Here is a 20,952-nt window from a genome sequence, read left to right on the forward strand (position 1 = left end):
CCGCGGTTCTCTACACACGCGGCGGATTTTCTTTCCGGGGGAATCCCCGGGACCGGGAGCCCGGGTTCAGATGTCCCGCTCCGTACGCGCCCGGGGTTCGTCCGGCGGCCCCGGCTCGGTCAGGAGCACGGGCTCCGCCTCGGCGGCCGTGAGGGCCGGTTCGGCCTCGGGCCTCTCCGGTTCCTCCCCGGCCTCGTAGCTCGCGCACCGGGAGTTTCGGCAGGGGCCGGGGCCCCACACGGGCACGAAGACACCCAGGGTCTTGTGCCGACGCACGACCGTGTCGACGGACTGCTTGCAGACCGGACAGAGGGACTCATAGCTGGTCATGAGCCCAGGATATTGCGGGACGAGCCGGGCCGACAGGCGAGCGGCGGCCTCGGAATCAGCGCTTCCTGGTGTACGTCCGCACGACCGCCCCGTTCTTGAACGTGCGCACCTCGCCGAGCGTGAACTCGGTGACCGCGAACCCGGAGCCGAACATCGGCATGCCGCTGCCCAGCACGATGGGGTACGTCTTGATGACGAGTTCGTCGACCTCGTCGATCAGCTCTCCGGCGATCTGCGCACCGCCGCACAGGTAGACACCGAGGTCGCCGTCCTCCGCCTTGAGTTCACGGACCTTGCCGACCAGGTCGTCGGCGACGATCTCGACGTTCGGGTCCGGCGACTCCTTCAGCGTGCGCGAGGCGACGTACTCACGCAGGTGGGCGTACGGGCTGGTGACGCCCGCGTCCAGCGCCAGGTCGTAGCTGGCGCGGCCCTGGACGATCGTGTCGTACTTCTGGTTCTCCAGGTCGTCGAAGCCCATGGCGCTGCGGCCGTGGGTGGGCATCGTCTCCGGATACTCGGTCTTGAGGAACTCGAGGAACTCCTCGTCCACGAACCGGACCATCGCCGCCGCGTCGCCGTCCGGACCGCCGATGAAGCCGTCGATCGAGCAGGCGATGAAATAGGTGAGCTTTCGCAAGCCGGTCTCTTTCCGTAGGCTGGGTGAACCACTCCATTCATAGTGCTTCAGTTGTAGTGGTTGCAAGGTGATTGCCGGAGATCTTCGGTACGGGCTTCAAGTGGGAGAGAGGTTTCCGGATGGCGAGCAACCCGCGGCGCCGGGCCGCCCTGGTCGACGCCGGCGTGGAGGTACTGGCCCGCGAGGGGGCCCGCGGGCTGACCTTCCGCGCGGTGGACGGTGCCGCCGGGGTGCCGGTGGGCACCGCCTCTAACTACTTCACCGGCCGCGACGACCTGCTCCGGCAGATCGACGCGCGCCTGCACGAACGGCTCGCCCCCGACCCGGAGGTCATGGCCGAGCTCCTGAAAGCCCCGAGGGACCGCCGCCTCATCACGGCCTTCATGCACGACCTCATGGCCCGCGCCCAACGGGACCGCACGGGCTACCTCGCCCTCTTCGAGATGCGCCTGGAGGCCACCCGCCGCCCCGAACTGCGGGCCTCGTACACAAAAACCATCCGTGCCGACCTCGAACAGGGCATGGAGTTCCACCGCAGCGCGGGCCTCCCCGGCGGCGACGAGACCGTGACGATCCTCTACGTGGCCATGCTGGGCCTGATCCTCGAACACCTGACCCTGCCGGGCGTACTCGACGGCGTCCTACCGAACGTGACGGTACCGACCGACCTGGTGGAACGCATCGTCACAACCATCGTGCCACCCCCCAAACCCTGAGCCAGGGGCCGCGCCTCAGGCGCCCCATAAGGGGCGCGGGGAACTGCGCGACAAGCCCCCACCCTCCCGCGCCCACCCCCAGCCCGCCGCCCCCACCTCGCGCCCCACAGGCCCCGGCCTCGCCCCCCCTCACGTACTGCGGCGCGTCACGAACTCCGCCAGTGACAGCAGACCCCCCGCCGCCTCCGGATCGGGCACCGCACGGCACAGGTGGTCCAGCGCCCGCGCCATCCGGTCCGCGGCCTGGAGCTGTGCCCAGTCCCGGCCGCCCGCCCGCTCGACGGCGAGGACCGTGCGCTCCAGGTCACCGTCCCGGTAGGGAACCCGGTACAACTCGGCGAGCTCGGCCCCGGCCGGCGTGCCGGAGGCGAGCGCGGCCACCACGGGCAGGGACTTCTTGCGGGCCATGAGATCCGCCCCGGCCGGTTTGCCGGTGCACCGCGGATCCCCCCAGATGCCGATGACGTCGTCGATGAACTGGAAGGCGAGCCCCGCCTCGCGTCCGAACGCGTCGAGCGCCTCGACGTCCGTGATGTCGGCGCCCGCGTACAGCGCCCCCAGTGCGCACGCGCACCCCAGCAGCGCGCCCGTCTTGGCCTCGGCCATGGCGAGCACCTCGTCGAGCGTGATGTCGTCGGGACCACGGCGTTCCATCTCGGTGTCCGTGTGCTGCCCCGCGCAGAGCTCGACGACACAGTCCGCCAGCCGCGCGGCCGCCGCGGAGGAGGCCGGATGCGGATCGTCGGCGAGCAGCCGGTGGGCCAGGGCCTGCAGGGAGTCCCCCGCGAGGACCGCGTCGGCGTCCCCGAACACGGTCCACGCGGTGGGCCGGTGTCTGCGGGTGGTGTCCCGGTCCATCACGTCGTCGTGCAGCAATGTGAAGTTGTGCACCAGCTCCACCGCGGCGGCGGCCCGCACGGCCGTCGTCCGCTGCCCGCCGAGTGCCTCGGCCGCGGTCAGTACGAGCGCGGGCCGGATGGCCTTGCCCGCGTTCCCCGCCGCCGGGGTGCCGTCCGCGTGCTCCCACCCGAAGTGGTAGCGGACGACCCGCCGCATCGAGTCGGGCAGCGATGCGACGGCCCGGCGCAGTTCGGGATCGACCGAGATCCGGGCCTCTTCGAGGATCACGGCCGCTTCCTGCCCGTCGGGCGGGCCCTCCTGCCCGACGGGTGCCGGCCCCTGGTGCGGGGGCTCTTCGACCGCCGGCGACGGGTTCTGCTGCGTCTCGGTCATGAACTCACCCATGGGTCCGTCTCGAAGGGTGCGCGGACGGTGGCGGTTCCGCTGACGCTGGGCGCGTACCCCGGTGAACCACCCGTCCCGGCCGGCGGGAACACGGCACGCCGCGCACCGGAGGTCACCGCCAGCGGCCGATCTCGACGTTCTCCAGGACGCCGAGCGCGTCCGGCACCAGGACGGCAGCCGAGTAGTACGTCGTCACCAGGTACGACATGATCGCCTGCTCGCTGATGCCCATGAACCGCACGGACAGGCTCGGTTCGATCTCGTCCGGGATGCCTGCCTGCTGGAGCCCGATCACTCCCTGTTCGGCCTCACCCGTACGCATGGCGATGATCGAGGTCGTCCTGGCCTCGGTGACCGGGATCTTGTTGCACGGGAAGATCGGCACTCCGCGCCAGGTGGGAATGCGGTTGCCCGCCACGTCCAGGGTCTCCGGGACGAGTCCGCGCTTGTTGAGTTCGCGGCCGAACGCGGCGATGGCCCGCGGGTGGGCGAGGAGCAGCTTGGTGCCGCGCCGCCTGGTGAGCAGTTCGTCCAGGTCGTCCGGGCCCGGTACGCCGTCGTGCGGCTGGATCCGCTGGTCGTACTCGCAGTTGTTGAGCAGCCCGAACTCGCGGTTGTTGATGAGTTCGTGCTCCTGGCGCTCCTTCAGTGCCTCCACGGTGAGCCGCAACTGCTGCTCGGTCTGGTTCATGGGCTGGTTGTAGAGGTCGGCCACGCGTGTATGGATGCGCAGCACGGTCTGCGCGACGCTGAGTTCGTACTCCCGCGGCGCGGCGTCGTAGTCGACGTAGGTTCCCGGGATGGCCGGCTCTCCGGTGTGGCCGGACGCTAGGTCGATCTCCTTCTCGCCGTAGTGGTTGGCGCGCTGCGCCGGGATCGAGCGCAGCCGCGTCAGGTGTCCGCGCAGCGAGTCGGAGCGCTCCGCGATCTGTTCGAGGTCCGCGCGGGGCAGTGCGAGGACCGTGCAGGCGGTGACGGCGCGGGCCGTGTACTCCCAGATGGCGTCCGGGTCGGTGATCGCCTGGTCGCCGAAGTAGGCGCCGTCGGCGAGGACTCCGAGGTCCGTGTCGTCCCCGTACGGTCCGGTGCCGGTCTTCTCGACCCTGCCGTGCGCAAGCAGGAACACCTCGTCGGCCGGGCTGCCGAAGGAGGCGATCACGTCGCCCGGCGCGAACTCGCGCTGCTCGCAGCGCTGGGCCAGCTCGCCCAGCACCTCCGGGTCGTCGTAGCTGCGCAGCGCCGGCAGTTCGCCGAGCTCCGCCGGGATGACCTGGACGCGGTCACCGGTCTTCAGGAACGTGATGCGGCCGTCTCCCACGGAGTAGCTGAGCCTGCGGTTCACGCGGTACGTGCCGCCCTGCACGTTCACCCACGGCAGCATGCGCAGCAGCCATCGTGAGCTGATCTCCTGCATCTGTGGTGCGGACTTGGTGGTGGTGGCCAGGTTCCGCGCCGCGGATGTGCCGAGACTCTTCTGCGGCTGGTCCTGGTCCGCGCGGATCTCTTCGCCTACCGACATGAAATGTCCTCCCCATCGTGCACTGAGCTGCGGCGACAACACTTCCATCACGGACCGTGCTGGTGCTATTACACGAAAGAGGGGGAATGGATCTTCGGGAAACGGGGCACGACGTGTGTGCGCACGAGCCTGCGCCGCCCGGCCTGGACCGCGAGGTTCCGGGATCTTCCCCGCCGGGAACTCCAAGATCGGGCCGCCCGTTGGACGGGCAACACGGACGACGACGGAGGAGACGGTCATGTCAGGCTTTCTGGACCGCGCCAGGGAACAGGCGCAGCGCGGCCTCACGCAGGGCAAGCAGAAGATCGACGAAGTGCAGGCGCAGCGGGCGGGCGGCGATCTGCTGAAGAATCTCGGCGCGGCGTACCTGGCGGAGCAGCGCGGCAGCGGTTCGCCGGCGGCCACCCAGCAGGCGCTCCAGGCCGTGGAGAGCCACATCGCGACACACGGGGACGGTTTCCTTCGCTCCACCTGAGGCGGCCCGGCCGCGCCGCTGGCCGCACCGGCTCACACGCTGTGCGGAGAAAGGGTCCCCGCAGGCCGGTTCCGGGTACAACCAGCGGTACGAGGCGGTCACGAAAGGTGACCGTCGCGCCCTGTGAGGAGGCGGTCGTGGCCCCACCCATGTCCGCGGCAAGTTTCCTGAGCCGGTTGCAGGCGGAGGGAATCACCGTCGTCGAGGTCGGCGACTGGGAGCAGCACAACCGTAACCACAAGGGCCCGTGGGGCCCGGTCCACGGCGTGATGATCCACCACACGGTGACATCGGGCAGCGCGCGGACGGTCGAGCTCTGCCGTGACGGCTACAGCGGGTTACCGGGCCCGTTGTGCCAGGGCGTCATCACCAAGGACGGCCGCGTCCACATCGTCGGCTACGGCCGCGCCAACCACGCGGGCCTCGGCGACGACGACGTCCTGCGCGCGGTCATCGCCGAGAGCGCCCTGCCGCCGGACAACGAGGCGAACACCGACGGCAACCGCCACTTCTACGGATTCGAGTGCGAGAACCTCGGCGACGGCGAGGATCCCTGGCCCGAGGCCCAGCTGGACGCCATCGAGCGGGCCGCGGCGGCGGTCTGCCGCCACCACGGCTGGACGGAGCGCTCGGTGATCGGCCACCTGGAGTGGCAGCCGGGGAAGATCGACCCCCGCGGTTTCACGATGGCCGCCCTGCGGGCCCGCGTCCGCGACCGCCTGGCGGGAGACGCCACGACGACGGCGCAGCCCCGCGTGCCGCTCGGACGCATGTCCGACAATGGGCGGTGTGAGCAGCTCCGACACCCCTGAAGCCGTCACCCCCGGCGTCCTGCGGCCACGCCTGCCGTCGCCGCTGCGGGAGGCCGTGGACGAGCGCTTCGCGCGACGCGGTGTGCGGCTGCTGCTGAAGCGGGACGATCTGATCCACCCGGAGCTGATCGGCAACAAGTGGCGCAAGCTGGCGCCGAACCTCCTGGCGGCGGGCGGCCGCACGGTCCTCACCTTCGGTGGCGCGTACTCGAACCATCTGCGGGCCACCGCCGCGGCCGGCCGTCTCCTGGGGCTGCCCACCGTCGGCGTGGTCCGCGGCCACGAGCTCGCCGAGCGCCCCCTCAACCCGGTCCTCGCCCGGTGCGCGGCCGACGGCATGCGGCTGCACTTCGTCGACCGGCCGACGTACCGCCGCAAGAGCGAGCCGGGGACACTGGCCGCCCTGCTCCGCGCGACCGCGTGCGAGGGGGCGTACGTGATCCCGGAGGGCGGCAGCAATTCCCTGGCCGTCCAGGGCTGCACGGCTCTGGGCGAGGAGCTGCGAGGCCACGCCGACCTGGTCGCGCTGGCCTGCGGCACGGGCGGCACCCTGGCCGGCCTGGCCGGGGGCCTCTCCCCCGGCCAGCGGGCGCTGGGCATCCCGGTGCTCAAGGGCGGCTTCCTCGGCGCGGAGATACGTGCCCTCCAGGAGGAGGCGTTCGGCGGTCCGCGCGGTGACTGGTCCCTGGACGACCGGTTCCACTTCGGCGGCTACGCCCGTACCCCTCCCGAACTCGACGCCTTCGCGGGGGACTTCGAGAGGCGCCACGACCTGCCCGTCGAACGTCTCTATGTCGCCAAGACGCTGTACGCCCTGGTGACCCTCGCCGAGGAGGGCGCGTTCACGCGCGGGACGACGGTCGCGGCCGTGATCACGGGCGCCCCGGACGGTGTCTAGGCCGCCTCCCGGAACGCGGCGGCCTCCTCCAGGTCCAGCCGTCGCAGCAGGGTGCGCAGCATCTCGTCGTCGATGTGGCGGGCGTCCCTCAGTCTCACGAACACCTCGCGTTCGGCACTGATCATCTCCCGGGACAGCCGCCGATAGGTGTCGTCCACGGTCTCGCCGGTGACGGTGTTGACCTGGCCGAGGCGTTCCCAGACGGCGTTGCGACGGCGCTCCAGCACCGTGCGCAGCCGGTCGGCGAGGGGCGGCGGAAGGGTGTTGCGCTCGTCGGCGAGAAGTTCCTCCAGGCGTCTCTCGGCGGCCCGGGACGCCTGCGCCTGCGCGTTCGCCTCGGCGAGCGTCTCGGCCTGCTCGTCCCGCCCGGGGAGTTTCAGCATGCGGATGAGCGGCGGCAGCGTCAGCCCCTGTACGACGAGCGTCCCGATGACCGTGGTGAAGGTCAGGAAGAGGATCATGTTGCGGCCGGGGAAGTCCTCGCCGTCGTGCACGGTGAGCGGGATCGAGAAGGCGATGGCGAGCGAGACCACGCCTCTCATGCCGGCCCAGCTGATGACGAAGGACCCCTTCCAGGTGGGGTTCTCCTCCCGCTCCCGGATCCGCGCGGACAGCAGGCGCGGCAGGAAGGTCGCGGGGTACACCCAGGCGAAGCGGGTCGCGACGACGATCACGAAGAGGACCACGGCGTACCAGGCGGCGTTCACCCCCTCGTACTCGCCGAGGCCCTTGAGGATCACCGGCAGCTGCAGGCCGATGAGGGCGAAGACCGCCGACTCCAGGATGAACGCGACCATCTTCCAGACCGCCTCCTCCTGGAGCCGGGTGGCGAAGTCGACCTCCCAGTTGCGGTGGCCCAGATAGAGCGCCACGACGACCACGGCGAGCACTCCGGAGGCGTGCACCTGCTCGGCGACCGCGTACGCGAAGAAGGGGGTGAGCAGCGACAGCGAGTTCTGCAGCAGCGCCTCCTTGAGGTGGGTGCGCATCCAGTGGATCGGCACCATCAGGACGAGTCCGACGCCGATGCCGCCCAGCGCCGCGAGCAGGAACTCGCCGATGCCGCCCGCCCAGGTCGCGCCTTCGCCGACGGCGGCCGCGAGGGCCACCTTGTAGGCGGTGATCGCGGTGGCGTCGTTCACCAGGGACTCGCCCTGCAGGATCGTGGTGACCCGCGACGGCAGCCCGACGCGCCGTGCCACCGCCGTGGCCGCCACCGCGTCCGGCGGCGCCACGACCGCGCCGAGCACCAGCGCCGCGGTGAGCGAGAGGTCCGGCACGAGCACGTACGCAGCCCATCCGACGGCGAACGTCGCGAAGAGCACGTATCCGACCGACAGCAGCGCCACCGGCCGGACCTGCGCCCTCAGGTCCAGGTACGAGCTGTCCGTGGCCGCCGTGTAGAGCAGCGGGGGCAGCAGCAGCGGCAGGACCACATGGGGGTCGAGGGTGTACTCGGGCACCCCGGGCACGTACGAGACGATCAGGCCCGCGGCGACGAGGAGCAGGGGTGCGGGCACCGGAGTGCGGCGCGCGGCGCCCGCCACGGCGGCACTGCCCGCGATCAGCAGCAGCAGGGGCATCACATGCATCGGTATCGACCCGTTTTCGTTTCCGCGCGGATTCCCGCACACCCGACGTAATCTGGCAATCATGAAACAGTGCACGCACGCCGACGCGCTGCCGCATCCGGCACCGGCGCCGCAGAGCGACACCTGCCTCGAATGCCTGGCGGCGGGCACGCACCCGGTGCAGCTGCGCCTGTGCCTCGACTGCGGTCACGTGGGCTGCTGCGACTCGTCGCCGATGCGGCACGCGACAGAGCACCACAAGGAGTCGGGACATCCGATCATGCGGACCTTCGAGCCGGGCGAGGACTGGCGCTGGTGCTTCGTCGATCACGTACTGGTGTGACGTAGGGTCCGGACGGTTCGACCGTCTGACGTCTGGGTACGTCAATCCGGCGCGCGCTCTTCCCAATTGGGCCCGCAGACCCCTAGCCACTGTGCGTATACATAGGTTTACTATGAGTGACAGCAAGGGGTTGGGGTCCCGGGGACAGGACACCTGAGAGCGCGATAGCGTCACCGCTGAACCATGATGCGCGTTACCCCGGGGGGCGACCCTCGGCCCCCGAAAGAGCATGTACCACCTTGGAGGTGAGGGTGTCCCAGATCGCAGGCGAGCCCGCGACCCAGGACTTCGTCGAAGTCCGGCTGCCGGCTGCGGGTGCCTACCTGTCGGTGCTGCGCACGGCCACGGCCGGCCTCGCGGCGCGTTTGGACTTCACCCTCGACGAGATCGAGGACTTGCGCATCGCCGTGGACGAGGCGTGCGCGATCCTGCTGCAACAGGCGGTGCCGGGCTCCGTGCTCAGCTGTGTCTTCCGCCTGATCGACGACTCGCTCGAGGTGACCGTCTCGGCCCCGACCACCGACGGCCACGCCCCGGCACGGGACACCTTTGCCTGGACCGTGCTGTCAGCTCTCGCGGGCAAGGTCTCCTCCTCGGTGGCCGACGACAAAACCGTTTCGATCAGCCTCTACAAACAGCGCGGCGCGGGACCCGGGCCGGCGTGAGGAACGGGGACGGGCCGGTGCGGGACGAAGAGCGCGGCACACGGGAACTCCCCGCCGAGGGCGAAGAGGGCCCCGGCGGGACCCGGCGCCTGGCGGAAGGCGTCGACGGCATCCCCGAACAGCAGGCCCGGCCGCACCCGGAGGACAGCGGTTCACCGGTGGCCGGGACGTCGCGGGGTGAGCCGATCGACGAGGACGAGCGCGAGGCGCATTCCGGCAGTGACGGGCGACACGATCCAGACGTTGCCGCGCAGCGGGGGTCCCCCCGGACGGAGTCTGGGGGGACGTCCTTGGAAGGGCGGCGGCGGGTGACGGGCGGGATCATGAGCGAGCAGCACGAGCACGAACGAAACGCCGACGACGGCGCGGCGGGAGCACAGCACGACCCCCACAACCGGAGCGGGGCGCGGGCCAAGTTCATCAAGCTGCGCGAGCTGGACAGCAGCGGCCCGGAGTACGCGGAGCTGCGCAACCAGCTGGTCCGCATGCATCTGCCGCTCGTGGAGCACCTCGCGCGCCGTTTCCGCAATCGCGGCGAGCCGCTGGACGACCTCACGCAGGTCGCGACCATCGGCCTGATCAAGTCGGTCGACCGCTTCGACCCGGAGCGCGGCGTCGAGTTCTCGACGTACGCGACCCCGACGGTCGTCGGCGAGATCAAGCGGCACTTCCGGGACAAGGGCTGGGCCGTGCGCGTACCGCGCCGGCTGCAGGAACTGCGGCTCGCGCTGACCACGGCGACCGCGGAACTGTCCCAGCAGCACGGACGTTCCCCCACCGTGCACGAGCTGGCCGAGAAGCTGGCCATCTCGGAGGAGGAGGTCCTGGAGGGCCTGGAGTCGGCCAACGCGTACTCCACGCTGTCCCTGGACGTCCCCGACACGGACGACGAGTCGCCGGCCGTCGCGGACACGCTGGGCTCCGAGGACGAGGCACTGGAGGGCGTCGAGTACCGCGAGTCCCTCAAGCCGCTCCTGGAGGACCTTCCGCCGCGCGAGAAGCGCATCCTGCTGTTGCGCTTCTTCGCGAACATGACCCAGTCGCAGATCGCCCAGGAGGTCGGCATCTCGCAGATGCACGTCTCCCGGCTGCTGGCCCGGACGCTGGCTCAGCTCCGCGAGAAGTTGCTGGTGGAGGAGTAGCACGTCACCCGGCTCGCGCCCCGCCAGGGGCGCGGGGAACCGCGGTCGCTACTCGGGTCCGCGCACTCCGCCCGGCCCGGTGATCCCCAGCGCCCGGGTCGTCTCGGGGTTCAGGATCAGCACCAGCGTCGCGACGGCCACCACCGCGAGAGCGATCCCGCCGGGAATGGCAAGGCTGTCGGCCTGCAGCAGGTTGTACGCGACGGGCAGCGCCATGATCTGCGTGATGATCGCCGGGCCCCGGCTCCAGCCGCGCCGCAGCAACAGCCCCCGCGCGGCCAGCAGAGGCAGCAGGGCGAGCACGATCAGCGTCACCCCGCCGGTGACCGCCTGGCCCCGGTCGTCCGGATGGCCCGTGAGGCCCTCCACGAGCAGGTAGACGCCCCCGACGACGAGGGCGGCCCCCTCCAGCGCGGCGAGCGCGGCCGCCGCGGTCAGCCGCCCGGGGCGGGGCTCGGCGTCGGTGGTCTCCGGGGTGGATTTCTGCTCAGGGCTCACTCCTGAAGGGTAGCCCGCGCCCCCTGTCCGCCCTCGGCCCCGGTGCACGGTCCGGGCGCCGGCCGCGCTCCGGCGGCTTTCGGCGGGCCGTCCCGCTCCCACCCGTTCCTCACCTCGGTATGGGTCGAGTACCACGCGGTAGGTACGCTGCATCGCATGCGTGCACTTCTTGTGGTCAATCCGGCAGCAACCACCACCAGCGCACGCACGCGTGACGTCTTGATCCACGCACTGGCGAGCGAGATGAAACTCGAGGCGGTCACCACCGAGTACCGCGGGCACGCCAGGGACCTCGGCCGGCAGGCCGCGGAGAGCAAGGACATAGAACTGGTCGTGGCCCTCGGCGGCGACGGCACGGTCAACGAGGTCGCGAACGGTCTGCTGCACAACGGCCCGGACCCCGATCGGCTGCCCGGCCTGGCCGTCGTCCCCGGCGGCTCCACCAACGTCTTCGCCCGCGCCCTGGGCCTGCCCAACGACGCCGTCGAGGCGACGGGCGCCCTTCTGGACGCCCTGCGCGAGGGCCGGCAGCGCACGGTGGGCCTGGGTCTCGCCGCGGGCACCCCGGGCAGCGAGGACGAGGCGGTACCCGCCCGCTGGTTCACCTTCAACGCGGGGCTCGGTTTCGACGCAGGCGTGGTCGGCCGGGTCGAACAGCACCGGGAGCGCGGCAAACGCTCCACGCACTCCCTCTACCTCCGCCAGGCGATGCGCCAGTTCTTCGGGGAGACCCACCGCCGCGGGGGCACGATCACGCTGGAGCGCCCGGGGGCCGACCCGGTGACCGATCTGGTGCTGTCCATAGTCTGCAACACCTCTCCGTGGACCTATCTGGGCAATCGCCCGGTGTACGCGTCACCTAAGGCTTCGTTCGATACCGGCCTCGACGTACTCGGTCTCAGCCGCATGTCGACGGGCGCGGTTGCCCGGTATGGCACGCAGTTGCTCACTTCGTCCCCCGAGCGCGGACCCCGTGGCAAGCATGCGGTGTCCCTGCATGATCTGACCGACTTCACCTTGCATTCGAAGGTCCCGCTGCCCCTGCAGATGGACGGCGACCACCTCGGACTGCGTACGAGCGTCGCGTTCACAGGCGTTCGCCGTGCACTGCGTGTGATTGTGTGAGCGGAACGGGCTAAAGTCCTTCCACTCGAACGTTTAGGCCAGGATCCACCCCATGGAAGTACGGCTGTGACCTAGTCGACACCGAGGAATCAAAAAAAACTTTTCGGTAGGGGTTGTATCCGCCGCTGAGGTTTGCGAGTCTCTACGTGGCGCTCGGGACGGGCCGCAACATCGCCCCCACAGAGCGCCGGAACCCCTCCTCGCTTCAAGGACCACGCCAGTCCGTCTGGTAGTCGGCCCTTCACTTGTTGAGGGATTCGTGAAAGCGTTCACATTCACAAGCGACATGCATGTAATACCAAGGAGAGGTAGCAGCCATGGACTGGCGTCACAACGCCGTTTGCCGCGAGGAAGACCCCGAGCTCTTCTTCCCCATCGGCAACACCGGTCCTGCGCTGCTGCAGATCGAGGAAGCCAAGGCCGTCTGCCGTCGCTGCCCCGTCATGGAGCAGTGCCTGCAGTGGGCGCTCGAGTCCGGCCAGGACTCCGGCGTCTGGGGTGGTCTCAGCGAGGACGAGCGCCGCGCAATGAAGCGCCGCGCCGCCCGCAACAGGGCCCGTCAGGCTTCCGCCTGACAACCCGCCCCACAACAGCCTGAGCCCGGCGGCGCGTACAGCGAGTACGCATCTCCCGCCCCCGAGCCGCAGCGCGCAGAACCCCCGGATGCGCAGAACCGAATGACACGGTGAGCCCCGGACCATCCAGTGGTCCGGGGCTCATTGCTGTTTGCTCGCTGTTTGCGATCGCGGGGTGACCGGCTGCCACGTACCCTTCCGGCGGCCGGGTTCGCGGGTGGAGTTCACGCAGCGTGTTCGTGAAGTAATGGTGCGGGACGGTCACAAGGGGCGGGTGGGACGCGACGCCGTCTGGATCGCTCAGGCCCCCGCGGTGACGCCGGCTGTCCGCGTCACTCGAACGGCCCAAGGCGGCGGGACCGATCGGGTCGCTCGGCCTACTTGGGAGTGCGTACCGGGATGTCCAGTACGACCTGGGTGCCGCGCTCCGGGGCGGGGAGCATGTCGAAGGTGCCGCCCAACTCGCCTTCCACCAGGGTCCGTACGATCTGCAGGCCGAGGTTGCCCGAGCGGTGCGGGTCGAAGCCCTCGGGCAGGCCCACCCCGTCGTCCTGGACCGTGACCAGGAGACGGTTCTCCTTCGACGTGCCGCCGCGCACCGCGGACACCTCGACCGTGCCGCGCTCGCCCTCGCGGAATCCGTGCTCCAGAGCGTTCTGCAGGATCTCGGTGAGGACCATGGAGAGCGGGGTCGCGACCTCGGCGTCGAGTATCCCGAAGCGGCCCGTGCGCCGGCCCGTGACCTTGCCCGGCGAGATCTCGGCGACCATGGCGAGCACCCGGTCGGCGATCTCGTCGAACTCCACGCGTTCGTCGAGATTCTGGGAGAGGGTCTCGTGCACGATGGCGATCGAGCCGACCCGGCGCACCGCCTCCTCCAGGGCCTCGCGGCCCCGGTCGGACTCGATGCGGCGGGCCTGGAGACGCAACAGGGCGGCGACCGTCTGGAGGTTGTTCTTCACCCGGTGGTGGATCTCCCGGATGGTCGCGTCCTTGGTGATCAACTCGCGCTCGCGACGGCGCAGTTCGGTCACGTCCCGCAGGAGGACCAGGGAACCGACGCGTGTGCCCTTGGGTTTGAGCGGGATCGCACGGAGCTGGATCACGCCGTCGTTGCTCTCGATCTCGAACTCGCGGGGTGCCCAGCCGCTGGCGACCTTGGCGAGCGCCTCGTCCACCGGGCCGCGCGACGGGGCGAGTTCGGCGGTGGTCTGCCCGAGGTGATGCCCGACCAGGTCGGCGGCGAGGCCGAGGCGGTGGTACGCCGACAGCGCGTTCGGAGACGCGTACTGGACGACGCCGTCCGCGTCCACCCGGATCAGACCGTCACCCACACGGGGTGAGGCGTCCATGTCGACCTGCTGGTCGGGGAACGGGAAGGAACCCGCCGCGATCATCTGGGCCAGGTCGGAGGCGCTCTGCAGGTAGGTCAGCTCGAGCCGCGAGGGCGTGCGCACGGAGAGCAGGTTGGTGTTGCGGGCGATGACGCCCAGGACGCGGCCCTCTCTGCGTACGGGGATGGACTCGACCCGTACGGGAACCTCCTCGCGCCACTCCGGGTCGCCCTCCCGCACGATCCGGCCCTCGTCCAGGGCGGCGTCCAGCATGGGACGGCGGCCGCGGGGGACGAGGTGGCCGACCATGTCGTCCTGGTACGAGGTGGGTCCGGTGTTGGGCCTCATCTGGGCGACCGAGACGTAGCGGGTGCCGTCGCGGGTGGGAACCCACAGGACGAGGTCCGCGAAGGAGAGGTCGGAGAGCAGTTGCCACTCCGAGACCAGCAGATGCAGCCACTCGAGGTCGGAGGCACCGAGGGCGGTGTGCTGGCGTACGAGGTCGTTCATGGAGGGCACGGTGCGAGCGTACCCGCCGCGTGGGACGGAGCCCGAAGTGAGCCGCTCCTGGGGCCCCGGAGACACCCGCGGGCCGCGGCGCCTGAGAGGGACCCTCAACCCTCCCGGCACCGCAGCCCGGAGCAACATCGGCCGTGGGGTGTGCGGTCCCGGTCGGCCGAAGGATGAGGATCCGGTGCAGTCAGGGCAGAGAGCGCCGGCTCCTCGATCCGCCTTCCTGTGCGGGGAAGGCGGAGGCTCGGTCGTGCAGTGGCTCGGTCGTACGAAGGCTTGATCCTGCGGTGCACCGATCAACCGGACGGCTTGACCGCACGGATGCTCGATCAGGCGACTACTCGACCGGGCGGCCTGCCCGATCAGATGGATGCTCGGTCGGGCAGATGCTGGATCAGGCGGATGCTTGATCATTCGGTTGCGTTCTCAAGCTTCGCCTCCGATTCTGGACTAGACCACTACGGCTGTCCATGTGTTGTCGCGTGTTTGTTGTTGTCACTCGATCCCACAACACGCGTCTTACATCCACCACGCAGCCTAACCCCGGGCGGTTCACGGGCGGGGCCAGATGCGCGCGGCGAGTTCGGCGACCGCCTCCAGCTCCTCCTTGGTGGCTCCGTCCCGGGCCTGCTGGGACATTCCCTGGATCATGGCGCCGGTGTGCCGGGCCAGCGCGGCGGCGTCGGTGTCGGCGGGCAGCTCACCTGCGGCGACACCGGCTCTTATACGGCTCTCGATGGCGGCGATGTTGGCGTTGCGCCGCGCACGCAGGGACTCCTCCACCTCGGGGGTGGTGCAGTTGGTGGCGGCATGGACGACCAGGCAGCCGGGCGGACGGCCTGGTTCGGTGTACTCCGCGGCGGCTTCCCGCAGCATCCGCTCCACCGCGGCACGGACCGTCGGCTCCTCGGCGAGCGCGCGGTCGCCGAACGAGCCGTACCGCGCGCCGTACGCGGTGACGACCTCCTCGAAGAGGGAACGCTTGTCGCCGAAGGCCGCGTAGAGGCTGGGGGCTCCGATGCCCATGACCTCGGTGAGGTCGGAGACGGAGGTCCCCTCGTAGCCGTGCTCCCAGAACGCGAGGATCGCCTTCTCGAGCGCGGTCTCACGGTCGAAGGAACGGGGGCGGCCACGGCCACGGCCGCGTGGCCCGGTCGCGGATGCCGGCTCCGCCGGCCGGTCCGCCGCCTGTCTGTTCACCATGGAGTGGATTTTATAGCGAGTGCTAGAGAAATGGCGGTGGCTTGGGATACGGTTTTTTCTGTAGCGACCGCTAGAGAAATATGGAGGGGGCCGACATGGGCGTGCTCGCAGGCAGGACGGCGTTGGTGACGGGCGGCGGCAGGGGGATCGGGCGGGGTATCGCCGAGCGCCTCGGGCGGGACGGGGCGCGGGTGGCCGTGCACTACGGCAGCAATGAGGGGGCGGCGAAGGACACGGTGGAGGCGATCCGGGCCGCGGGCGGTTCCGCCTTCGCACTGCGGGCGGAGCTGGGGGTGCCGGGGGACGCGGACGAGCTGTGGCGGGAGTTCGACCGGCACGCGGACGGCCTGGACATCCTGGTGAACAACGCCGGGATCGGTACGTCACGCCCGTTCGACGAGATCGACGAGGCCGAGTACGACCGGGTCTTCGCGGTGAACGTGAAGGCGCCGCACTTCATCACCAGGCTCGGCGTGACCCGCCTGCGGGACGGCGGGCGGATCATCAACATCTCGTCCGGTCTCGCACGCACCGCCGTGATGCCGGACAAGATGGCGTACGCGATGACGAAGGGGGCCCTGGACATCTTCACGCGGGACCTGTCCAAGGTGCTGGGCCCCCGTGGCATCACGGTGAACACGGTGGCGCCGGGCGTCATCGACACGGACAACACCTCCGGCTGGCTGCGAGCGAGCGACGAGGCGTGGGCGCGGGCCGCGGCGATATCGGCACTCGGACGGGTGGGCACCCCGGCGGACGTCGCCGACGTGGTGGCGTTCCTCTCCTCGGACGAGGGACGGTGGGTGACGGGGCACTGGATGGACGCGACGGGAGGTTCGCTGACCTGAGCGGTCGCGAAGCGCCCGCGAGCTCTGCGCCGGGGCGGGCAACAGCGTCCGGGAACACGCGACTGGAGAGGCACACTCTGCTAGATTGGTCTATACCACATATGCAGGTGAGGTCCCCTTCAGAACGGCAGGCCCAGCGTGGAAGTTGTCATCGTTTCGGACGCCAAGGCGGGTGGCGAGCTCATTGCCGGGGCCATGGCGGAGCTGCTCCGGCACAAGCCCGACGCCCTGCTCGGGGTGGCCACCGGTTCGACACCGCTGCCCGTCTACGAGGCACTGGCGGCGAAGGTGGAGTCCGGGGCCGTGGACGTCTCGCGGGCCCGGGTCGCACAGCTCGACGAGTACGTGGGGCTGCCGGCCGAGCACCCCGAGTCGTACCGGTCGGTGCTGCGGCGCGAGGTGCTGGAGCCGCTGGGGCTCGGCATGGACGCCTTCATGGGGCCGGACGGCACCGCGGAGGACATCCGGGCGGCGTGCGAGGCGTATGACAGGGCGCTCGCGGAGGCCGGCGGGGTCGACCTCCAACTGCTCGGCATCGGGACCGACGGTCACATCGGGTTCAACGAGCCGTGCTCCTCGCTGGCCTCCCGCACGCGGATCAAGACGCTGACCGAGCAGACACGGATCGACAACGCGCGCTTCTTCGAGGGCGACATCGAGCAGGTGCCGCACCACGTGATCACCCAGGGCATCGGGACGATCCTGGAGGCACGCCACCTGGTGCTGCTCGCCACGGGTGAGGGCAAGGCGGACGCGGTGGCGGCGACCGTCGAGGGACCGGTCGCCGCGGTGTGCCCGGCGTCCGCGCTCCAGCTGCACCCGCACGCCACGGTGGTGGTGGACGAGGCAGCCGCCTCCAAGCTGAAACTGGCGGACTACTTCCGCCACACCTACGCCGACAAGCCGTCCTGGCAGGGCATCTAACCGAGAGCCAGCCCCGGCAGGCGGCACCCACACACCCACCCCCACCACACCCCACCAGGGGCGCGGGGAACTGCGCGACCAGCCACAACGAACCCGCAGCCGACAGCAATACCCCGGCGGTCGGCGGCCGAGGGCCGGCGACGCACACGGCTAGGGGCCGGGCCCGTGGGGAACCCGGCCCCGTCGTCCAGACGGTGGCGGAAGCCGACAGCGGGGCGGGCTCACGCCCCGGTGATGGCCTCCGCCGCCGCCAGCCCGCACACCCGCGCAGCGCCATGCGTGGCGACATGGAGGGCGCCGCAAGGCGGAGCCTGCGGTACACCCATCTCGACCACGACCGTGTCGGGCCGGGCGGCGATCAGCGTGTCCAGGGCCGCCGCCATCCAGGCGTGGCGGTGGACGTCACGTACGACGGCCACCACACGGCGCGGCCCGGCGGCGGCGAGCGCCTCGGCGCCGGCCCCCTCCCCCGTGAAGCTCCCGGTCTCCGTGCCCGGCAGCGTGCGGCACAGTTCGGCGGCGACGCCCCAGGGGGTCTCGTCCCCGACGGCGATGTTGGCGACGGGGGTGAAGGCCGCGACGTACGGCGCCTCGGTGACCGGCGCGTAATGCTGTCCGCGGGTGACGGTCAGCGCGCGCCGGGCCGCCACCAGGCCGATCTCGGGACCGTCGGCGGCCGGTGCCGAGGCCGTGCCCGGCGCCGTACCGTGGGTCTCGGCGGTCCAGGAGGCGAGGGCGCGTACCCGGGCCGCCGCGTCCGCGAGGCGTTCCTCGGGGAGTTCGCCCGAGCGGACCGCCGTGACGAGCGCGTCCCGCAGGCGCAGGACCGTCGCCTCGTCGGCCAGTCCCCCGCCCACACAGATGGCGTCGGCGCCGGCGGCGATCGCGAGGACGCTGCCGCGTTCGATGCCGTAGGTCGCGGAGATGGCCTGCATCTCCATGCCGTCGGTGACGATCAGCCCGTCGAAGCCGAGTTCCTCGCGCAGCAGCCCGGTGAGGACACGGCGGGAGAGGGTCGCGGGGTGGGCCGGGTCGAGGGCCGGGACCAGGATGTGCGCACTCATCACGGCCCGGGTGCCGGCCGCGACGGCGGCGCGGAAGGGGGCCAGCTCGCGGGAGTGCAGGACCGGCAGTTCGGCGTCGATGCGCGGCAGCGCGTGGTGGGAGTCGACCGCCGTGTCGCCGTGGCCCGGGAAGTGCTTGGTGCAGGCGGCGACTCCGGCGGACTGGAGTCCGGTGACGTAGGCGGCGGTGTGCCGGGCGACCAGGGCGGTGTCGGCGCCGAAGGACCGTACGCCGATGACGGGGTTGCCCGGGTTGGAGTTGATGTCGGCGGACGGCGCCCAGTTGAGGTTCACGCCGCAGGCGGCCAGCCGGCGGCCCAGTTCGTGGGCGACGGCCTCGGTCAGCGCCACGTCGTCGACCGCGCCGAGCGCGTGGTTGCCGGGGAACGAGGACCCCGTACGCACCTCGAGGCGGGTGACGTCACCGCCTTCCTCGTCGATGGCGACCAGGACGTCGTCGCGTTCCGCGCGCAGTTGGGCGGTGAGGGCGGCGAGTTGGTCGGGAGAGGAGATGTTGCGGCCGAAGAGGCCGACGGAGGTGAGGCCCTCACCGAGCCGCCGGAGCAGCCAGGACGGAGCGGAGGTCCCGGTGAAGCCGGGCTGCAGGACGGCAAGGGCGTCACGGGTGAGCGTGTCGGTGCCGGAGGCGATGGTGGTCATCTGGTGGCGTTATCCCTTCACCGCGCCGGAGGTGAGTCCGCTGACGGCCTTGCGCTGGAGGAAGACGAAGAGGACCAGGATCGGGACGGCGAAGAGGGAGGCGGCGGCCATGGTGGCGCCCCAGTCGTCGCCGAACGTCGTCTCGAAGCTGGAGAGCCACAGCGGGAGCGTCTGCTTCTCGGCGTCCTTGTTGAGGATCAGGACCAGCGGGAACTCGTTCCACGCCGTGATGAAGCCGAAGAGCGAGGTCGCCATGAGCCCCGGGGCGAGCAGCGGGAAGATGACCTTCACGAAGGCTTGCCCGCGGGTGCACCCGTCCACCATCGCCGACTCCTCCAGTTCCTTCGGCACGGCGGCGACGTACCCGCGCAGCGTCAGGATCGTGAAGGGCAGCACCATGATCATGTAGAAGGCGGTGAGCGGTATCAGGCTGTTGAGGAGGTCCGCGTCGCGCACGATCATGTAGATCGCGATGACCATGACCTCCCAGGGGGCCATCTGCGCGATCATGAAGGTCAGGAGGAATCCGCGGCGGCCCTTGAACCGCATACGGGCCAGTGCGAAGGACGCGAACAGCGCGATGACGAGGGAGAAGACCACCGCGAGGACGGTCACCGTCAGGGAGTTGCCGACGAGCGTCCAGAAGTGGTCGGCGTCGAGCGCCTTGTGGAAGTGGTCGAAGGTGATGTCGGTCGGTACGAAGACCGGGGTGTCCGCGATGATGTCGCCGGTCGGCTTCAGCGAGGTCGCGAACATCCAGTAGACGGGGAACGCAAAGACGACGAAGAGGACGAGGGCCGTCGCGTTGGGCCACAGCCGGCCCATCAGGGAGCGCTTCACAGCTCGTCCTCCTCTTGCTTGAGAACGGTACGGAGGTAGTAGGCGGTCAGGCCGAGCAGGATGAGGATCGTCAGGAACGAGATCGCCGCGCCCATGCCGTAGTGCTGGTTGCCGGGGCCCTCGACGAACGCGTAGATCGGCAGGGTCTCGGTGAGCCGGTCGGGTCCGCCCTTGTTGATGGCGAAGATCTGCGGGAACGCCTTGAACACCCAGATGACCTCGAGGAAGGTCGTCGCCCACAGGAACGGCCGCAGGAAGGGGAAGGTCACGTGGGTGAAGCTCTTCCACGTTCCGGCCCCGTCGATGGAGGCGGCCTCGTACAGCTCTTTGGGGATGGTGGTCGTGGCGGCGTACAGGTTGATCGCCACGAACGGGATCGACTGCCAGACGATCAGCAGGGTGATCACGGAGAAGGTGGAGAGCTGGGTGCCGAACCAGTTGTAGTCGGCCATCGACGTCCAGCCCGCCTTGGCGAGCAGCCAGTTGACGACGCCGAAGCGCTGGGCGAACAGCCACTGGTAGACGGTGGTCGCGGCGATCACCGGCATCGCCCAGGCCAGCACCAGACCGAGCAGCAGCACCAGCCGCATGCGCTTGCCGAGCCGGGCGAGGAGCAGGCCGACGAGGGTGCCGAGCACCATGATGAGGACGACGTTCACCGCGGTGAAGACGACCGTGCGCTGGACGACCTTCCAGAAGTCCGCGCTGCTCAGGACGTCGGTGTAGTTGTCGATCCCCCGCCATTCGGTGAGGTGCAGGATCAGCTGGCGCGGGTTGAGGTTCTGGAACGACAGCATGCCGTTCTTGATGAGCGGCCAGCCGAGCAGGATCACCGTGGCGAGCAGGGCGGGCAGCAGGAGCAGGTACGGGGCGGACGCGCCGCCGCGCTTTCCGGCCGGGCCCGTGCCTGTGCCTGTGTCGTCGGGCGGGGGTACGTCGGTCTTACGGACACCGGGCGCCGCGGCCTTGCCTGTGTCCGTGCGTTCGGTCTGCACTGACATGCTCGCCATCT

22 protein-coding genes are annotated in these 20,952 nt (G+C 70.3%); 11 read left to right on the forward strand and 11 right to left on the reverse strand.

The genetic code is table 11. The features are described from left to right. Positions 1-66: 66 nt before the first annotated feature. Positions 67-330, reverse strand: a complete 264-nt coding sequence (locus ACFYXC_RS09125) for a hypothetical protein (protein WP_389548745.1) — start codon at positions 328-330, stop codon at positions 67-69. 55 nt (positions 331-385) lie between these two features. Next, complete coding sequence (locus ACFYXC_RS09130) at positions 386-970, reverse strand: dihydrofolate reductase family protein (protein ID WP_389548748.1); 585 nt, start codon at positions 968-970, stop codon at positions 386-388. A gap of 119 nt (positions 971-1,089) precedes the next feature. Here ACFYXC_RS09130 and ACFYXC_RS09135 point away from each other — a divergent pair, with 119 nt between their 5' ends. Further along, positions 1,090-1,686: a TetR/AcrR family transcriptional regulator gene (locus ACFYXC_RS09135; RefSeq protein WP_389548751.1), complete on the forward strand. Its 597-nt coding sequence runs from the start codon at positions 1,090-1,092 to the stop codon at positions 1,684-1,686. A gap of 129 nt (positions 1,687-1,815) precedes the next feature. On the opposite strand, the gene ACFYXC_RS09140 is transcribed toward ACFYXC_RS09135, so the two are convergent. Continuing rightward, entirely contained in the window at positions 1,816-2,931 is a 1,116-nt protein-coding gene (locus ACFYXC_RS09140) for a family 2 encapsulin nanocompartment cargo protein polyprenyl transferase (RefSeq protein ID WP_389548754.1), read from the reverse strand. A 112-nt stretch (positions 2,932-3,043) separates the two neighbouring features. Next, on the reverse strand, positions 3,044-4,450 hold the full coding sequence (locus tag ACFYXC_RS09145) for a family 2B encapsulin nanocompartment shell protein (RefSeq protein WP_389548757.1): 1,407 nt from the start codon (positions 4,448-4,450) through the stop codon (positions 3,044-3,046). 238 nt (positions 4,451-4,688) lie between these two features. Between ACFYXC_RS09145 and ACFYXC_RS09150 the strand changes: the two genes are divergently transcribed. The 3 genes from ACFYXC_RS09150 to ACFYXC_RS09160 all read left to right on the forward strand — a co-directional run bounded on the left by ACFYXC_RS09150 (position 4,689) and on the right by ACFYXC_RS09160 (position 6,635). After that, entirely contained in the window at positions 4,689-4,925 is a 237-nt protein-coding gene (locus tag ACFYXC_RS09150) for a hypothetical protein (protein WP_389548760.1), read from the forward strand. A gap of 137 nt (positions 4,926-5,062) precedes the next feature. After that, a complete protein-coding gene (locus ACFYXC_RS09155; protein ID WP_389548763.1) occupies positions 5,063-5,737 on the forward strand; it encodes an N-acetylmuramoyl-L-alanine amidase in 675 nt (224 codons plus the stop codon). Beyond that, positions 5,706-6,635, forward strand: coding sequence for a 1-aminocyclopropane-1-carboxylate deaminase/D-cysteine desulfhydrase (locus tag ACFYXC_RS09160; protein WP_389548766.1), 930 nt, complete (start codon positions 5,706-5,708; stop codon positions 6,633-6,635). The genes ACFYXC_RS09155 and ACFYXC_RS09160 overlap by 32 nt, the downstream gene beginning before the upstream one ends. Here the strand turns inward: ACFYXC_RS09160 and ACFYXC_RS09165 are convergent. After that, positions 6,632-8,227 (reverse strand): Na+/H+ antiporter, encoded by a 1,596-nt coding sequence (locus ACFYXC_RS09165; RefSeq protein WP_389548769.1) that lies wholly within the window; start codon positions 8,225-8,227, stop codon positions 6,632-6,634. The genes ACFYXC_RS09160 and ACFYXC_RS09165 overlap by 4 nt on opposite strands. Positions 8,228-8,288: 61 nt before the next feature. Here ACFYXC_RS09165 and ACFYXC_RS09170 point away from each other — a divergent pair, with 61 nt between their 5' ends. From ACFYXC_RS09170 to ACFYXC_RS09180, 3 genes are all read left to right on the forward strand, one after another. After that, entirely contained in the window at positions 8,289-8,549 is a 261-nt protein-coding gene (locus ACFYXC_RS09170) for a UBP-type zinc finger domain-containing protein (RefSeq protein ID WP_388912444.1), read from the forward strand. Between the two features lie 251 nt (positions 8,550-8,800). Then, positions 8,801-9,214: an anti-sigma regulatory factor gene (locus ACFYXC_RS09175; RefSeq protein WP_055512819.1), complete on the forward strand. Its 414-nt coding sequence runs from the start codon at positions 8,801-8,803 to the stop codon at positions 9,212-9,214. Between the two features lie 17 nt (positions 9,215-9,231). Next, entirely contained in the window at positions 9,232-10,356 is a 1,125-nt protein-coding gene (locus ACFYXC_RS09180; RefSeq protein WP_388912441.1) for an RNA polymerase sigma factor SigF, read from the forward strand. 48 nt (positions 10,357-10,404) lie between these two features. Here ACFYXC_RS09180 and ACFYXC_RS09185 read toward each other — a convergent pair whose 3' ends face one another. Beyond that, a complete protein-coding gene (locus tag ACFYXC_RS09185; protein ID WP_388912438.1) occupies positions 10,405-10,854 on the reverse strand; it encodes a hypothetical protein in 450 nt (149 codons plus the stop codon). Positions 10,855-11,010: 156 nt separating this feature from the next. Between ACFYXC_RS09185 and ACFYXC_RS09190 the strand changes: the two genes are divergently transcribed. Both ACFYXC_RS09190 and ACFYXC_RS09195 read left to right on the forward strand, forming a co-directional pair. Then, positions 11,011-11,979 carry a diacylglycerol/lipid kinase family protein gene (locus tag ACFYXC_RS09190; RefSeq protein WP_389548774.1) on the forward strand — a complete coding sequence of 323 codons (969 nt, stop codon included), beginning with the start codon at positions 11,011-11,013 and terminating at the stop codon, positions 11,977-11,979. Between the two features lie 317 nt (positions 11,980-12,296). Further along, the gene (locus ACFYXC_RS09195; protein ID WP_016639615.1) at positions 12,297-12,554 is read left to right on the forward strand and encodes a WhiB family transcriptional regulator; all 258 of its coding nucleotides are present in this window, start codon (positions 12,297-12,299) and stop codon (positions 12,552-12,554) included. A gap of 377 nt (positions 12,555-12,931) precedes the next feature. On the opposite strand, the gene ACFYXC_RS09200 is transcribed toward ACFYXC_RS09195, so the two are convergent. Both ACFYXC_RS09200 and ACFYXC_RS09205 read right to left on the reverse strand, forming a co-directional pair. Beyond that, entirely contained in the window at positions 12,932-14,398 is a 1,467-nt protein-coding gene (locus ACFYXC_RS09200; RefSeq protein WP_389549971.1) for a sensor histidine kinase, read from the reverse strand. A gap of 555 nt (positions 14,399-14,953) precedes the next feature. After that, positions 14,954-15,604 (reverse strand): TetR/AcrR family transcriptional regulator, encoded by a 651-nt coding sequence (locus ACFYXC_RS09205; protein WP_389548777.1) that lies wholly within the window; start codon positions 15,602-15,604, stop codon positions 14,954-14,956. Between the two features lie 95 nt (positions 15,605-15,699). On the opposite strand from ACFYXC_RS09205, the gene ACFYXC_RS09210 reads away from it, so the two are divergent. Further along, positions 15,700-16,452, forward strand: a complete 753-nt coding sequence (locus tag ACFYXC_RS09210) for an SDR family oxidoreductase (protein WP_388912430.1) — start codon at positions 15,700-15,702, stop codon at positions 16,450-16,452. A gap of 138 nt (positions 16,453-16,590) precedes the next feature. Further along, positions 16,591-17,376, forward strand: coding sequence for a glucosamine-6-phosphate deaminase (gene nagB / locus ACFYXC_RS09215; RefSeq protein ID WP_389548781.1), 786 nt, complete (start codon positions 16,591-16,593; stop codon positions 17,374-17,376). Between the two features lie 221 nt (positions 17,377-17,597). Here nagB and ACFYXC_RS09220 read toward each other — a convergent pair whose 3' ends face one another. Genes ACFYXC_RS09220 through ACFYXC_RS09230 form a run of 3 tightly spaced genes read right to left on the reverse strand, consistent with a single transcriptional unit; the run spans position 17,598 to position 20,941 of the window. Continuing rightward, positions 17,598-19,100, reverse strand: coding sequence for a glycoside hydrolase family 3 protein (locus tag ACFYXC_RS09220; RefSeq protein WP_389548784.1), 1,503 nt, complete (start codon positions 19,098-19,100; stop codon positions 17,598-17,600). A gap of 9 nt (positions 19,101-19,109) precedes the next feature. After that, positions 19,110-19,940: a carbohydrate ABC transporter permease gene (locus tag ACFYXC_RS09225; RefSeq protein ID WP_388912423.1), complete on the reverse strand. Its 831-nt coding sequence runs from the start codon at positions 19,938-19,940 to the stop codon at positions 19,110-19,112. Next, positions 19,937-20,941, reverse strand: a complete 1,005-nt coding sequence (locus ACFYXC_RS09230) for a carbohydrate ABC transporter permease (protein WP_388912420.1) — start codon at positions 20,939-20,941, stop codon at positions 19,937-19,939. The genes ACFYXC_RS09225 and ACFYXC_RS09230 overlap by 4 nt, the downstream gene beginning before the upstream one ends. Positions 20,942-20,952: the final 11 nt, after the last annotated feature.

The sequence above is a fragment of the Streptomyces sp. NPDC002701 genome (assembly GCF_042889045.1).
Lineage (GTDB): Bacteria > Actinomycetota > Actinomycetes > Streptomycetales > Streptomycetaceae > Streptomyces.